We start from the raw sequence: 13,387 nt of genomic DNA on the forward strand, positions 1-13,387 counted from the left end.
TCACGCCCGGCTCATCATATCGACCACCACGTCGCGGGCCGGAACCGGCATGCCGGCGCGCTTGCGGTCCCAGTCCGCCAGGAAGGGCGCGATCCGCTCGGGCGGGAGGGGGCGGCTGACCAGCCAGCCCTGGATGGTGTCGCAGCCCAGCCGGGCCAGCGGGTCCCATTGCTCCTCCTCCTCGACCCCCTCCGCCACGACGGACAGCTTGAGGTCGCGGGCGATGCGGACGATGGAGGCGACCATGCTGCGGGCGTCGGAGCGGCGGTGGACGTCGTCGATGAAGCCCTTGTCGAGCTTGAGCGTGTGGATCGGCAGCCGGCGCAGGTAGGTGAGCGAGGAATAGCCGGTCCCGAAATCGTCGAGCGCCAGCCGCACCCCGGCGCCGCAGAGCTCGTTCAGCTTGTCGACCGAGGCTTCGAAGCACCCCATCATCAGGGACTCGGTGATCTCCAGCTCCAGCCGGCCGGCGGGAAGGCCGGTGCGCTCCAGCACCTCCAGCACGCGGGACACGAAATCCGGCTGTGCCAGTTGCACGACCGAAACGTTCACGCTGATGGTCAGGTCGGGCAGCCCCCGCTGCTTCATCCGCACGGCTTCGGCGCAGGCCGTCTCCAGCACCCACATGCCGAGCGGCACGATCAGGCCGGATTCTTCGCAGGCCGGTATGAAGCGGGCCGGAGATACGGTGCCCAGCTCGCTGTCGGTCCAACGCACCAGCGCCTCGAATCCGCGCACGGAACGATCCAAGGCCGAAGCCTGCGGCTGATAGACCAGGGTGAAGGCACCGTCGTCGAGCGTGTGCCGGATGCGGGTCAGCAACCGGACGCGATCCACCACCTTGCGGTTCATGTCGGGGGTGAAGGCGCCGACCCGGCCGCGGGCGTTGTCCTTGGCCCAGTACATGGCGGTGTCGGCGTTCTGCAGCAGTTCGTCGAAGCTGCGGCCGTCCCACGGGTGGCGGGCGATGCCGATGCTGGCGGAGATGAAGAAGTTCTGGCCTTCCACCAGGAACGGCATGGCAAGGCCCTGTTCGAGCCGCCGCGCCACCTCCATCGCGTCGGTGCCGGCGGTGCCGGGCACCACGATGACGAATTCGTCGCCGCCCAGCCGCGAGACGAAGGTCCCCTCGCCGGCGATCCGCAGGATGCGCTGTCCGAAATCCACCAGCAGGTCGTCGCCGGCCCGGTGCCCGAAGCTGTCATTGATGAACTTGAAATTGTCCATGTCGAGGAACAGCAACGATAGGGACTGCGAGCCGCCCGCGGGCCGGTCCCCCCGGATCAACTGATCCACATGCTCCGACAGCTTCAGACGGTTCGGCAGCCCGGTCAGCTGGTCGTAGTGGGCGAGATGGTCCAGCCGCGCCTGCTGGACCTTTTCGGCGGTGATGTCGGTGTAGCTGCCGGCCATGATGGTCGGCTGGCCCTGTTCGTCGAACAGTGCCTTTCCAGTGGCGTAGATCCAGATGTAATAGCCGTCGCGGTGACGCATCCTGTATTCGGCGCGGAACTCCGCCGTTTCCCCCTTCAGATGCCGCCGCAACAGGTCCTTGCAGCGGTCGATGTCGGCGGGGTGCATCCGCGCGTACCAGGCATCGACGGTGGCCAGCGCCTTGGGGTCGACACCCAGCAGTTCCTGCACGCGACCGGACATGACGCGGCGGCCGGTCTTGAAATCCCGATTCCAGATGATGTCGCGCGAGGCTTCGGCGATCAGCCGCAGCGAACGCTCGCTGTCGCGCAGCTTCTCCCGACTCTCGGTCAGCTCGGCGAGGTTGGCTTCGAGCGTGCGCCGCGAGTCGATCAAGGCCCGGTTGCTGATGCGCAGCTCGGCCTCCGCACGCCAGCGCCGGCTCAGCGCCGACGCCAGCGCGATCACCATACCCGCGAGGATCAGGATCACCCCGCCGACCCCAATGATCAGGGTGCGATAGGCATCGAAGACGCTGAAGGGCTTGTTCACGACCACGTCCGGCGGGGGGGTCAAGTCCACCGACAGCCCGAAGCGCTGGAACTGCGCGTGGTCGATCGCGCGCACGCTCGATTGCCGGGGATGGGACAGAAGCCCCTCGACCCGGCCGTTCTTCAGCACCGCCGCGGCCAGTTCGCCGACCGCCCGGCCATGCGCGCGTGCGCTGAGCAGACTGCCGCCGGCAAGGCCATGGCCCAGCAGATACTCCTGGAGCCCGAAGATCGGCACGGCGCTCCGCTCGCTCATCCGTTCCAGAAATCTCGTCGGCGGCATGGTCAGGCCGTGACCGTCGTCGGCGTAGGTGCCGAGCAGGATGGCACTGTCGGACGGCAGCGTCTCCAACAACCGCAGAAGCTGCTCGAACGGTGGGTTGGGCAATGTGTGCAGCTCCAACGGCATCTGGCCGGCCTCCACCGCCGCCATGAGCTCCGCATCGAGACCAATGCCGGACTCGGTGGTGTCACGGAGATAGTGGATGCGGCGAAGATGAGGGCCGGCAGCCATGGCCAGAGCGACGGTGCCGGGAATGTCCTTGACCTCCGTCACACCGACCGTCTCCGGCCGCCCCGCGATCAAGTCACGCCCGGCCGCAGGCAGCACGCCACCGTGGATCAGCGGAATAGCGCCATACTCGGTGTCGCGCAGGCGCAGCCCGAAGCCGAGCGCCGCGTCGTCGGTGGTCACGATGGCCTTGACACTGCCCTTGCCGTGACGGTGGCGGATCAGGGCGGCGAGCTGGTCGAGCCCGGTCGCGTCGGGATGCCGTTTCCAATCGAGATAATGGACCTCCGGCTCGATGTCGGGAGCCAGAGCGGCAAGCGCTTCCGCGATCCCGGCCGCCTGCCCGTCGGTCCATTCGTAGCCGTCGTGGTAGGAATGGATGATGAGCACCGTGTGTTCATGGCGATCCCCATCGGCAGCCGACGCGGTACCAATGATCCCGGCCAGAACGAGGCCGCACAACACTACGATGCGTAGGATCGATCTCATATCCACTCTGCGTGAACGCCATCCTCGCCTGGACAGCGACAGCATTCACTGGCACCGTCCTTGTTTCCAAGACGACATCTTGCGCCGACCTCCGGCGAAATCAACCCACCCTGAACTCATCCCACAAAAATGATCCTTTGTTCCGTGGAGAGATCGTGATTCTGAATTCTTCATCGAACCAGGCCTTTTCAGATTTTTCTCTATCGGGGTCCAAACGTGACGATCAAGCGAAAGGATCGCACACCGCTCCACCGCGGACCATCGGCCGAACGCTGCAGACCACCGGCGCAGCCCTGCACGGGCGGTGAGTCCGGCCGAAGCGGCCTGCGGGTTTTTCCACCGTTCCCTCCCGGGCCGGATCGCCTACACTGCGCGTCCCGGCGGCCGCGGCCGCTCAACCACCCGGTCCCGCCGTGACGACCCAGCTGCCCCTGCCCCTTCCGCTGGACCCCAACGTCGCGCAGCGCCGCGCGTCGGACCCCTACGCGTCGGTGTGGGTGGGGGCGTCGGCGGGGTCCGGCAAGACGAAGGTGCTGACCGACCGGGTGCTGCGGCTGATGCTGGCGGGCACGGCGCCGGCCCGCATCCTCTGCCTGACCTTCACCAAGGCGGCGGCGGCGGAGATGGCGATCCGCATCAACCGCACGCTGGGCCTGTGGGCCACCATGCCGGAGGATGCGCTGACCGACCGGCTGCACGAGCTGTGCGGCGAGATGCCGTCGGCCGCGACGCGCACGGCGGCGCGGCGGCTGTTCGCGCGGGTGGTGGACTGCCCCGGCAGCATGAAGATCCAGACCATCCACGCCTTCTGCCAGTCGCTGCTGCGCCGCTTCCCGCTGGAGGCCGGACTGCCGCCGCATTTCGAGGTGATGGACGACCGCACCGCCGCCGCCCTGCTGACCGAGGCGCGCGACGGCGCGCTGCACGCCGGCCGGCGCGCGCCGGACAGCCCGCTGGGCCGTGCCGTTGCCCGCCTGACCGCGGAACTGAACGCGGAGGATTTCGCGGCCCTGCTGGCCGAACTGGCGGGCGAGCGCGGCCGCATCGCCCGCATCCTGGAGGATCATGGCGGGCTGGACGGCACGCTGGCGGAGCTTCACCGCACGCTGGGGCTGGAGCCCGGCACGACCGAGGCCGGCGTCCTGATTGATGCCTGCGCCGACCACGCCTTCGACGCGCCCACCCTGCGCGAGGCGTGCAAGGCGCTGTCCATGGGCTCGGCGGCCGACCAGGAGCGGGGCGTCGGCCTGCAGCAGTGGATCGACGCGGCCGAACGGCGGGTGGACGCCTTCCATGCCTATGTCCGGCTGTTCCTGACCGCCGAGGGGTCGCCGCGCAAGGCGCTGATGACCAAGAAGCCGGCCGGCCTGTTCCCGCACGCGCTGCGCGCGATGGAGGAGGAGGCGGGGCGGCTGGCGCTGGTGCTCCAGGCGCTGCGCACCGCCGGGGTGGCGGCGTCCACCACCGCGCTGCTGACGCTCGCCGACGCCGTGCTCGGCCATTACGAGCGGGCCAAGCGGGCCCGCGCGCTGCTCGACTACGACGATCTGATCCACCACGCGCAGCTGCTGTTGAACGGCCGCGTGCCCTGGGTGCTGTTCAAACTGGACGGTGGGCTGGACCACATCCTGATCGACGAGGCGCAGGACACCAACCCCGAGCAGTGGCGCGTGGTGTCCGCCATCGCCGAGGAGTTCTTCGCCGGCCTGTCGGCGCGCGACGGGCAGGGGATCGTGCGCACGGTCTTCGCGGTGGGCGACGAGAAGCAGTCCATCTTCAGCTTCCAGCGCGCCGATCCCGCCGAGTTCGCCCGCATGCGCCGCCATTTCCAGGAGCGGGCGGAGGCGGCCGAGCGGACGTGGCAGGCGGTCGACCTCGACATCTCCTTCCGCTCCACCGCCGCGGTGCTGGAGACGGTGGACGCCGTCTTCGCGCTCGACCACGCGCGCGACGGCGTGGCGTCGGCGGTGGCTCCCGTCATCCGCCATCGCGCCTTCCGCCGCGGGCAGGCGGGACTGGTGGAGCTGTGGCCACCGGTGAAGCCCGCCGATCCGGAGGAGCCGCCGGCCTGGGCGCCGCCGGTGACGCGCGAGCCGGGCGAGTCGGCGTCCGCCCGCCTCGCCGCGGTGATCGCCGCCACCATCCGCGACTGGATCGACCGCGGGGAAGAGCTGCCGGCGCGCGGCCGGCCGATCCAGCCGGGCGACGTGATGATCCTGGTGCGCCGCCGCACGTCCTTCGTCGGCGAGCTGGTGCGCGCGCTGAAGGAGCGCGCGGTGCCGGTGGCGGGTGTGGACCGCATGGTGCTGACCGGCCAGCTGGCCGTGCAGGACCTGATGGCGCTGGCCGGCTTCCTGCTGCTGCCGGAGGACGACCTGACTCTCGCCACGGTGTTGAAGGGGCCGCTGATCGGCCTGACCGAGGATGAACTGTTCACGCTGGCGCACGGGCGCCACGGCTCGCTCTGGCACGCGCTGGTCGCCAGGGCCGAATTGGACGGGGCCTACCGGCCGGCGCGCGGCTGGCTCGGCACGCTGCTGGCGCGCACCGACTTCACCCCGCCCTACGAGCTGATCGCCGGCGTGCTCAGCAGCCCCTGCCCGGCCGACACGGTCAGCGGCCGGCGCGCCATCCTGCGCCGGCTCGGCCCCGACGCGCTCGACCCGCTCGACGAGTTCCTGGCGACCGCGCTGACCTTCGAGCGGACGGAGCCGCCGTCGCTCCAGAATTTCCTGGCCTGGCTGGAGGCCAGCGAGGCGGAGATCAAGCGCGAGCTGGAGCAGGGCTCGGGCCGCGTGCGCATCATGACGGTGCACGGCTCCAAGGGGCTGCAGGCACCCATCGTCTTCCTGCCCGACACGCTGGGCACACCGACCCAGGGGCCGTCCATCCTGTGGCCGGACGGCGGTGTCACCGTGCCGCTGTACGCCACCCGCCGCGGGCAGGAGGACCAGCTCTGCCAGGAAGCACGGGCCCGCGCCAACCGGCGCCGCGACCAGGAGTACCGGCGGCTGCTGTACGTGGCGCTGACGCGGGCGGAGGACCGGCTGTACGTCTGCGGCTGGCAGGGGCGCAAGGATCCGCCGGCCGGCTGCTGGTACAAGCTGGTGGCCGAGGCGATGGCCGGTATCGCCGCACCGGAGAGCTTCGATTTCACGACACTCGGCCCGATGGGCTGGGCCGGCGACGGCTGGCGGCTGCGGCACGTGCAGACGGCCCGCCCGCGGGACAGCGGGCCGGTCGCCATCGAGCGGGCCGGGGGCCACGCACCCCCGGACTGGTGGCGCTCGCCGGCCCCGCCGGAGGCCGAACCGTCGCGCCCCCTCACCCCGTCGCGCCCGGACGGGGCGGAGCCGGCCGTACGCTCGCCGCTCGGCGAGGAGGACGGCGCCCGCTTCAAGCGCGGCATCCTGATCCACCGCCTGCTCCAGACCCTGCCGGAGCTGCCCGCCGGCGCCCGCGCCGCCGCCTGCCGCCGCTTCCTGGCCCAGGCGGCGCACGGCCTGACCCCCGAGCGGCAGGCGGAGATCGCGGCGGAGACCATGGCGGTGGTGGAGGATCCCCGCTTCGCCCACCTGTTCGGGCCGGCGTCGCGCGCCGAGGTGCCGGTGGTGGGGGTGGTCGCCGGCCGCGCCCTGTCCGGCCAGATCGACCGGCTGACGGTCGACGGCGACACGGTGTGGATCGTCGATTACAAGACCAACCGGCCGCCGCCGACCGAGGTCGGGGGCGTGCCGCCCATCTATCTGCGCCAGATGGCCGCCTACCGCGAGGCGCTGGCCGCCGTCTATCCCGGCCGCGCCGTGCGCTGCGTGCTCCTGTGGACCGACGGGCCCTTCGCCATGGAGCTTCCGGGAGCGTTGCTGGACGGGGCCCTCGCGCCCACGTCATGACCGACCCCCAGCTCTTGACGCGCCCCCATGTCTTGACCGGGACGACGCCGACACCCTACATTTTGCTCAATCGACGACGGAACGGGTTGCGTCCCGGCCGGTTCTCCGGACCGCCGCCGCGGCACCCAGGAAAGAGGTAACATGAGCAGCCCCATCAAGGTCACCGACGCCAGCTTCGAACAGGACGTCCTGAAGGCGCCCGGTCCCGTTCTGGTCGACTTCTGGGCGGAATGGTGCGGTCCGTGCAAGATGATCGCCCCGGCGCTCGATGATTTGGCCGGCCAGTACGATGGCAAGGTGACCGTCGCCAAGCTCAACATCGACGAGAACCCCAACACCCCGACGCGTTACGGCGTGCGTGGCATTCCCACGCTGATGCTGTTCAAGGACGGCAACGTGGCCGCCACCAAGATCGGCGCCCTGCCGAAGTCGGGCCTGTTCAGCTGGGTCGACTCGGTTCTCTGACCCTCATTCAGACCCTCTCCCGCTCCCGGCGGGAGAGGGGGCATCACATCGCCTGGGGCACGATCAGCGACACCCGCGCCCCAGTTCCGGGCGATGACTCCACCCGCACCCGTCCGGCCAGCGGACCGGTGACGGTGTTGTAGACGATGGTCATGCCAAGCCCCTTGTGCCCGCGGTGCCGCGCGGTGGTGAAGAACGCGTCGTAAAGCTTGCGGGCGTTCTCCTCGGGGATGCCGCGACCGCGGTCGGCGACGGTCACCCGCCAAGCCGGACACTCCTCCAGCCGGTCGCCGGACACCGAGATCTCGACCTCGCGCCGCTCCACCGGGATCGCGTCCTCCGGGGGGTAGGCGTGGGCGCCGGCGTTGGACAGCAGCTCGATCACCGCCCGTTGCATGTGCGCCCGGTAGCCCAGCCAGGGCCGCGCGCGATCGTCCTGAATGCGCACCGTCAGGCGCGACTCCGGATGGTCCATGGCGAACAGGGCCGCGGTGTGCTCCAGCACCTCCACCAGATCCAGGTCTTCCAGCGGCTCGGCGTGGTGCAGGGCGGCGATGGTGGTGAAGGTCTGCACCAGATTGACCGCGCGATCCAGGTTCTCGGCCAGCAGAGCCGCCGGCTCGCGCAGCTCTTCCACGCTCACCTCGGCGAGGCTCTGGATGTGGCTGGCGGTGGTCACGCAGATGCCGAGCGGCGTGTTCAGCTCGTGCGCCAGCCCGGTGACGGCGATGGTGATGGCGCGGTGGCGGGCCACCTCCGCCTCGGCGGTTTTGGTGCGGCGCTCCAGATCCTCCTGCACAACCCGTTCGGACACGTCGCGGATCTTGCGCGACAGCTCGTGCAGCAGCTTCGCCAGCATCAGCGGGGACGGCGACACCACGTCCAGGAACACCGCGCGCTCCAGCTTGAACAGGCGGCAGGCGGTCTGGGTGACCACCGTGGCCGAGCGCGGCCCCCCGTCGATCAACGCCATTTCCCCGAAACAGTCGCCGGCCCGGCGCAGCCCGATTTCCACCGGCACGCCGATGGCGTCGCGCCGCAGCACGCGCACCATTCCTTCCAGGATGACGTAGAGCGCGTCGCCTTCGTCGTCCTGCTGCATCAGCACGCATCCCGCCGGCACCTCCAGCACCTGCCCGCGCTCGACGACGGACTGGCGCTCCTCGGGTGTGAAGCGGTCGAACAGAGGAATCCCGTCGAGCACGCCGGGCGGGCTGGCTGTCACCGGGCTTCCTCCGAAAACGTTGGACTACCACCATAGCGCATCGGGCCGTGGCAGCACGAGTGCGCGAAGCACCGAACTTACCCGACATGAAGCCGGACGATGCGCGCCACCGACGCGCCGCAGGATCCACCAAACAATCACACGTGCACAAGCAATGGATGGAGGTTGTGCGCGTCAGGGAGCGGTGGGTGTCACAGCCGCTCCCGTCGGATATGGCCGAGCAGGGCGTCGGCCCCGGTCTCCACCAGATCCAGCACCTCGGTGAAGTGCTGGCCCTCGCCGTAGTAGGGGTCCGGGACGTCGCGGCGCGGCGGGTCGGGCGTGAAGCCCATGAACAGCCGGATCTCCGCCGTACCGCCCGGCGGCGCCATGCGGCGCAGCTTCGCCAGATGCCCCTCGTCCATGGCGAGGATGTAGTCGAACTCCGTGAAATCCCGCAGCGTCACCTGCCGCGCCCGCAGGTCCGACAGATCGACGCCGCGCGTCCGGGCGGCGCGGACGCTGCGCGGGTCCGGCGGGTCGCCGATGTGGTAGTCGCTGGTGCCGGCGCTGTCGGCGCCGATGCGGTCCTCCAGCCCGGCCTCGCGGACCCGGTGGCGGAACACCCCCTCGGCGGTGGGCGAACGGCAGATGTTGCCGGTGCAGACGAACAGGACCTTGACCATCCCGGCTCCCTCGGGCTTTGGTGGCGCGTTGCGCGACCATAGCGGCAAAACGCCCGCCACCGCAAAGGGGCCACGCCCATGCTTCCCAGACTGTCTGGAAACGCGACCATCGTGATCCTGACCGGGGCCGGCATCTCCCGCGAGTCGGGGCTGGAGACGTTCCGCGATCCGGACGGCATCTGGGCGCGCGTCCGCATCGAGGATGTGGCGACGCCCGAGGCGTTCCGCCGCAACCCGAAGCTGGTCCACGAGTTCTACAACGCCAGGCGCCGCGGCCTGCTGGACCCGGCCGTGCAGCCCAACCCCGCCCACCACGCGCTGGTGGCGCTGGAACGGCGCTGGCCGGGTCGGGTGCTGGTGGTGACGCAGAACATCGACGACCTGCACGACCGCGCCGGCCAGACCAACCTGATCCACATGCACGGCGAGCTTCTGAAGATCTTCTGCGCCCATTGCCGGACGGAGCAGGAATGCCGCGGCGACCTGTCGGTGGAGGACATCTGCCCCCACTGCCAGCGCAAGGGCGGCCTGCGGCCCGACGTGGTGTGGTTCGGCGAGATGCCTTACCGGATGGAGGAGATCGGCGAGGCGTTGCGCGACGCCGACCTGTTCCTGTCCATCGGCACCTCGGGCAACGTCTACCCCGCCGCCGGCTTCGTGGCCGAGGCCAGCGCCGCCGGCGCCCACACGGTGGAGCTGAACCTGGAGCCGTCCTCGGGCGCCACCCTGTTCGATCAGGCCATCCACGGCCCTGCCAGCGCCCTTGTTCCCGCCTTCGTCGCCGAACTGCTCGGCGACCGCGCCACCGCGTGACCGGCGACACGCTCGCTGAACTGGTCGAACGCGCCCGAGCCTGCACGGTGTGCGCGGGCGCGCTGCCGCACGGCTGCCGGCCGGTGCTGCGGGCGCGGCCGACGGCGCGGCTGCTGATCGTCGGGCAGGCGCCGGGTGCGCGGGTGCACGCAACCGGCATCCCCTGGAACGACCCGTCCGGCGACCGGCTGCGCCAGTGGCTCGCCATGGACCGCGCGGCCTTCTACGACGACCGTCGTATCGCCATCGTGCCGATGGGGCTGTGCTACCCCGGCACCGACCCCAAGGGCGGCGACTTCCCCCCGCGGCCGGAATGCGCGCCGCTCTGGCACCCGCCGCTGCGCGCGGCGCTGGCGGAGGTGCGGCTGACCCTGCTGGTCGGCCAGTACGCCCAAGCCTGGTATCTGGGCGACCGGCGCCGGCGAACGATGACGGAGACGGTAGCGGCGTGGCGCGACTTCGCCCCCGATTTCATCCCCCTGCCCCACCCGAGCTGGCGCAACACCGCGTGGCTGCGCAAGAATCCCTGGTTCGACGCCGATCTGCTGCCCCATCTGCGCGGCCGGGTAGCCGAGGCCCTGGACGGCTCCTGACCCGAAGGGGGTGCCCTGTCTGCCGGTCTTCCCGCACGCGCGAAGGGGCTGATACACCGGCCGTCATGATCCTGGATGCGACCGCCACCGACCGGCTGGAAACCCGCTACGAGCTCGTGGTGATCGGCTCGGGCTTCGGGTCGCTGTTCTTCGTGCAGCGCTGGCTCGAGAAGCGTCCGGACAGCCGCGTGCTGGTGCTGGAATGGGGCGGGCACAACGACCATGCCTGGCAGATGGAGCACGACCGCACCTCCCCCATCCGCCCCGGCGACACCATCGACGCCCCGCACCCGGAGAAGGAGTGGAACTTCACCATCGGGCTCGGCGGCGGGACCAACTGCTGGTACGCGCAGTCGCCGCGGCTGCACCCCAACGACTTCCGCACGAAGAGCCTTTACGGGGTCGGCCGCGACTGGCCCATGTCCTACGACGAGCTGGAGCCCTTCTACGGGCAGGCGGAGCGGATCATGTCCATCTCCGGGCCGGAGGACATCGCCGCCGTCTACCCCCGCTCCACCCCCTACCCGCAGCCGCCGCACCGCATGACCTCGGTGGACCGGGTGATGAAGGCGGCCCAGCCCGACCGCCACTTCGTCATCCCCACCGGCCGCGCACGGCTGGCGACCGAGCAGCGCCCGGCCTGCTGCGCCAGCGGCCGCTGCTACGTCTGCCCCGCCGACGCCAAGTTCACCGCGCTGAACGGCATGCGCCCGGTGTTGGACCACCCGCGGGCGACGGTGGCGCTCGGCTGCCGGGTGACCGCCATCGAGACGGCGGGCGGTGTGGCGACCGGGGTGGTCTTCCAGAACGGCGGGCGCGAACGGCGGGTGGCCGCCGATCTGGTCGTGCTCGGCGCCAACGCCATCCACAGCCCGCACATCCTGTTGTCGTCCGGCATCGACCACCCGATGACCGGGCGCGGCCTGCACGAGCAGTTGGGCTTCGGGGTGGAGGTGCTGCTGGACGGGCTCGACAATTTCGACGGCAGCACCATCACCACCGGCATCAACCTGTCGCTGCTCGACGGCCCGTTCCGCAAGGAGCATGGCGGGGCGCTCGTCTATTTCGAGAACCGCTGGACCTACGGCCTGCGCAAGGAGTACGGGCGCTGGCGCCAGACGCTGCCGCTGGTCGTGGTGGTGGAGGACCTGCCGCAGGACGGGAACCGCGTGCTGCCCGATCCCGGCGCGCGCGCCCGCGTCGAGTACTCCGATGCCGCCGGCTACGCCCACCGCGGCGTGCAGGCCGCCATCGACAAGCTGCCGCAGGTGCTGGCCCCGCTGCCGGTGGAGGACATCATCCTGCACGCCATGCGGCGCACGGAATCGCACGTGCAGGGGACGCTGCGCATGGGCACCGACCCGGCGGAGACGGTGGTCGACCGCCACCTCGTCCACCACGGCGTGCGCAACCTGATCGCGGTCGGCACCGCGGTCTTCCCCACCTCGGCCTGCGCCAACCCCAGCCTGACCGCCGCCGCCCTGTCGCTGTGGGCGGCGGAGCATGCGGCGTGAGGAGGCTTTCATGCGCGTGACCAGACGCGGCCTGCTGGCCGGCATCGGCGGGGTGGGCGTCGCGGCGGCGGGGGGTGTCGCCCTGTTCGCCACGGCGGCGGAAGCCGGCATCGTCGAGGGGATCGTCCGCGACCGTTTCGCCCCTCTCGCCATCGATCCCGCCGAGCTCGGCCGGTTCGCCGCGGACTTCCTGGCCGCCCGCACCGGCAACGGCGCCCGCCCACCCTGGGCGGAGCCGGGGGTGCTGCCCGCCCTGTCGCGCGCCTGCTCGGTGCTCGGCATGGACGGGGTGCGCAGCCTTGCCGTGGGGCCGCTGGCCTGGCGGGTCGAAAGCCTGGAACGCTCCGTGGTGTCCGACTTCGCCCTGACCACCAACGCCGTCGAGGTCTGCGAGCGCGGCCGCGGACAGGTCCGCTATCACGGCTTCCAGGAAGCCTGCGGCAACCCCTTCGCCCGCTTCGACCTGGAGTGACGAACAGCGCCGGTCCGGCGCGCCATTCACGCGATCGACCCCAGCCCCTTGGTACGGACGAGGTTCAACAGCTTGAGGGATGTCCCTCTCGGACGCTTCTCGCCACGCTCCCACTGGCTGACGAGACCTTTGGTGACATTGAGGTAGCGTGCGAAGACCGGTTGGGAAACGTCCTCGCGCTCCCGCAGCGCCCGGATCTCCTCGGGCGACAATTCCTCGATCGGGGTGAGGCAGAGTTCGTCGAACTCGCGCATCGTCCGCGGTGCCAGGAGCCCGGCATCCGACAGGTCACTGGCCGTCTCATGGATGGCTGCCAGCGCCTCACTCCGGTAGGTCTTCGCCTTCGCCATGACACGCAACCTCCGTCAGAGCCCCACGATCAAGCAGCAAAGCCAGCTCCTGCCCGTCGAGTGCCAGCATTTCCCTGGCGAGCTTCTTGAACGCCTTCACGTCCTGACCGCCGATGTTGTCCATCGCACTCTTCGGGAATCCGAAAACGAAGAAGGCCTTATCGCCGCACCGGAACAGGATGATGCTCCGGTATCCGCCGGATTCACCTTGGCCAGGGCGTGCGATCCGTTGCTTGATCACGCCACCCCCCAGGTCGGCGTCGATGAGACCGGTTTCGGCCTTGCGCACCGCAAGGCAGAGGCTTCGATCCGGAATGCCTTCCCTGCTCGCGAACCTCACGAACCATTTGTTCTTGAACACCCGCACGGACAGCCACCCGATCACACAAAGTATGACACCGGGTGCTACACGTCAACGAACCCGGAGGCGTGA

11 protein-coding genes are annotated in these 13,387 nt (G+C 70.2%); 6 read left to right on the forward strand and 5 right to left on the reverse strand.

Annotation, left to right across the window (positions count from 1 at the left end; all coding sequences use genetic code 11):
• On the reverse strand, positions 1-2,865 hold the full coding sequence (locus tag HL658_RS12315) for an EAL domain-containing protein (RefSeq protein WP_343055080.1): 2,865 nt from the start codon (positions 2,863-2,865) through the stop codon (positions 1-3).
• Positions 2,866-3,377: 512 nt separating this feature from the next.
• Between HL658_RS12315 and addA the strand changes: the two genes are divergently transcribed.
• Together addA and trxA are read left to right on the forward strand one after the other, a co-directional pair.
• Complete coding sequence (gene addA / locus HL658_RS12320; protein WP_180282273.1) at positions 3,378-6,857, forward strand: double-strand break repair helicase AddA; 3,480 nt, start codon at positions 3,378-3,380, stop codon at positions 6,855-6,857.
• A gap of 141 nt (positions 6,858-6,998) precedes the next feature.
• The gene (gene trxA / locus HL658_RS12325; RefSeq protein ID WP_180282274.1) at positions 6,999-7,322 is read left to right on the forward strand and encodes a thioredoxin TrxA; all 324 of its coding nucleotides are present in this window, start codon (positions 6,999-7,001) and stop codon (positions 7,320-7,322) included.
• A 43-nt stretch (positions 7,323-7,365) separates the two neighbouring features.
• Here the strand turns inward: trxA and HL658_RS12330 are convergent, their stop codons facing one another.
• A complete protein-coding gene (locus HL658_RS12330; RefSeq protein WP_180282275.1) occupies positions 7,366-8,547 on the reverse strand; it encodes a cyclic nucleotide-binding domain-containing protein in 1,182 nt (393 codons plus the stop codon).
• 191 nt (positions 8,548-8,738) lie between these two features.
• Positions 8,739-9,212, reverse strand: a complete 474-nt coding sequence (locus HL658_RS12335; protein ID WP_180282276.1) for a low molecular weight protein-tyrosine-phosphatase — start codon at positions 9,210-9,212, stop codon at positions 8,739-8,741.
• 78 nt (positions 9,213-9,290) lie between these two features.
• Here HL658_RS12335 and cobB point away from each other — a divergent pair, with 78 nt between their 5' ends.
• The 4 genes from cobB to HL658_RS12355 all read left to right on the forward strand — a co-directional run bounded on the left by cobB (position 9,291) and on the right by HL658_RS12355 (position 12,604).
• Positions 9,291-10,025 carry a Sir2 family NAD+-dependent deacetylase gene (gene cobB, locus HL658_RS12340; protein WP_180282277.1) on the forward strand — a complete coding sequence of 245 codons (735 nt, stop codon included), beginning with the start codon at positions 9,291-9,293 and terminating at the stop codon, positions 10,023-10,025.
• Positions 10,022-10,618: a uracil-DNA glycosylase family protein gene (locus HL658_RS12345; RefSeq protein WP_180282278.1), complete on the forward strand. Its 597-nt coding sequence runs from the start codon at positions 10,022-10,024 to the stop codon at positions 10,616-10,618. The genes cobB and HL658_RS12345 overlap by 4 nt, the downstream gene beginning before the upstream one ends.
• Before the next feature lie 65 nt (positions 10,619-10,683).
• Positions 10,684-12,132 carry a GMC oxidoreductase gene (locus HL658_RS12350; protein ID WP_180282279.1) on the forward strand — a complete coding sequence of 483 codons (1,449 nt, stop codon included), beginning with the start codon at positions 10,684-10,686 and terminating at the stop codon, positions 12,130-12,132.
• A gap of 10 nt (positions 12,133-12,142) precedes the next feature.
• Positions 12,143-12,604 carry a hypothetical protein gene (locus HL658_RS12355; RefSeq protein ID WP_180282280.1) on the forward strand — a complete coding sequence of 154 codons (462 nt, stop codon included), beginning with the start codon at positions 12,143-12,145 and terminating at the stop codon, positions 12,602-12,604.
• A gap of 26 nt (positions 12,605-12,630) precedes the next feature.
• Here the strand turns inward: HL658_RS12355 and HL658_RS12360 are convergent, their stop codons facing one another.
• Positions 12,631-12,954, reverse strand: coding sequence for a helix-turn-helix domain-containing protein (locus HL658_RS12360; RefSeq protein ID WP_180282281.1), 324 nt, complete (start codon positions 12,952-12,954; stop codon positions 12,631-12,633).
• Positions 12,926-13,321: a type II toxin-antitoxin system RelE/ParE family toxin gene (locus HL658_RS12365; protein ID WP_180282282.1), complete on the reverse strand. Its 396-nt coding sequence runs from the start codon at positions 13,319-13,321 to the stop codon at positions 12,926-12,928. The genes HL658_RS12360 and HL658_RS12365 overlap by 29 nt, the downstream gene beginning before the upstream one ends.
• Positions 13,322-13,387: the final 66 nt, after the last annotated feature.

It is taken from the genome of Azospirillum oleiclasticum, from assembly GCF_013423485.1.
Taxonomy (GTDB): Bacteria; Pseudomonadota; Alphaproteobacteria; order Azospirillales; family Azospirillaceae; genus Azospirillum; species Azospirillum oleiclasticum.

Excerpts from the sequence above, each read along its gene's own strand:
- HL658_RS12335 (WP_180282276.1), bottom strand. The coding sequence starts at position 9,212 with ATGGTCAAGGTCCTGTTCGTCTGCACCGGCAACATCTGCCGTTCGCCC.
- trxA (WP_180282274.1), top strand. The coding sequence starts at position 6,999 with ATGAGCAGCCCCATCAAGGTCACCGACGCCAGCTTCGAACAGGACGTC.
- HL658_RS12360 (WP_180282281.1), bottom strand. The coding sequence starts at position 12,954 with ATGGCGAAGGCGAAGACCTACCGGAGTGAGGCGCTGGCAGCCATCCAT.
- cobB (WP_180282277.1), top strand. The coding sequence starts at position 9,291 with ATGCTTCCCAGACTGTCTGGAAACGCGACCATCGTGATCCTGACCGGG.
- HL658_RS12350 (WP_180282279.1), top strand. The coding sequence starts at position 10,684 with ATGATCCTGGATGCGACCGCCACCGACCGGCTGGAAACCCGCTACGAG.
- HL658_RS12355 (WP_180282280.1), top strand. The coding sequence starts at position 12,143 with ATGCGCGTGACCAGACGCGGCCTGCTGGCCGGCATCGGCGGGGTGGGC.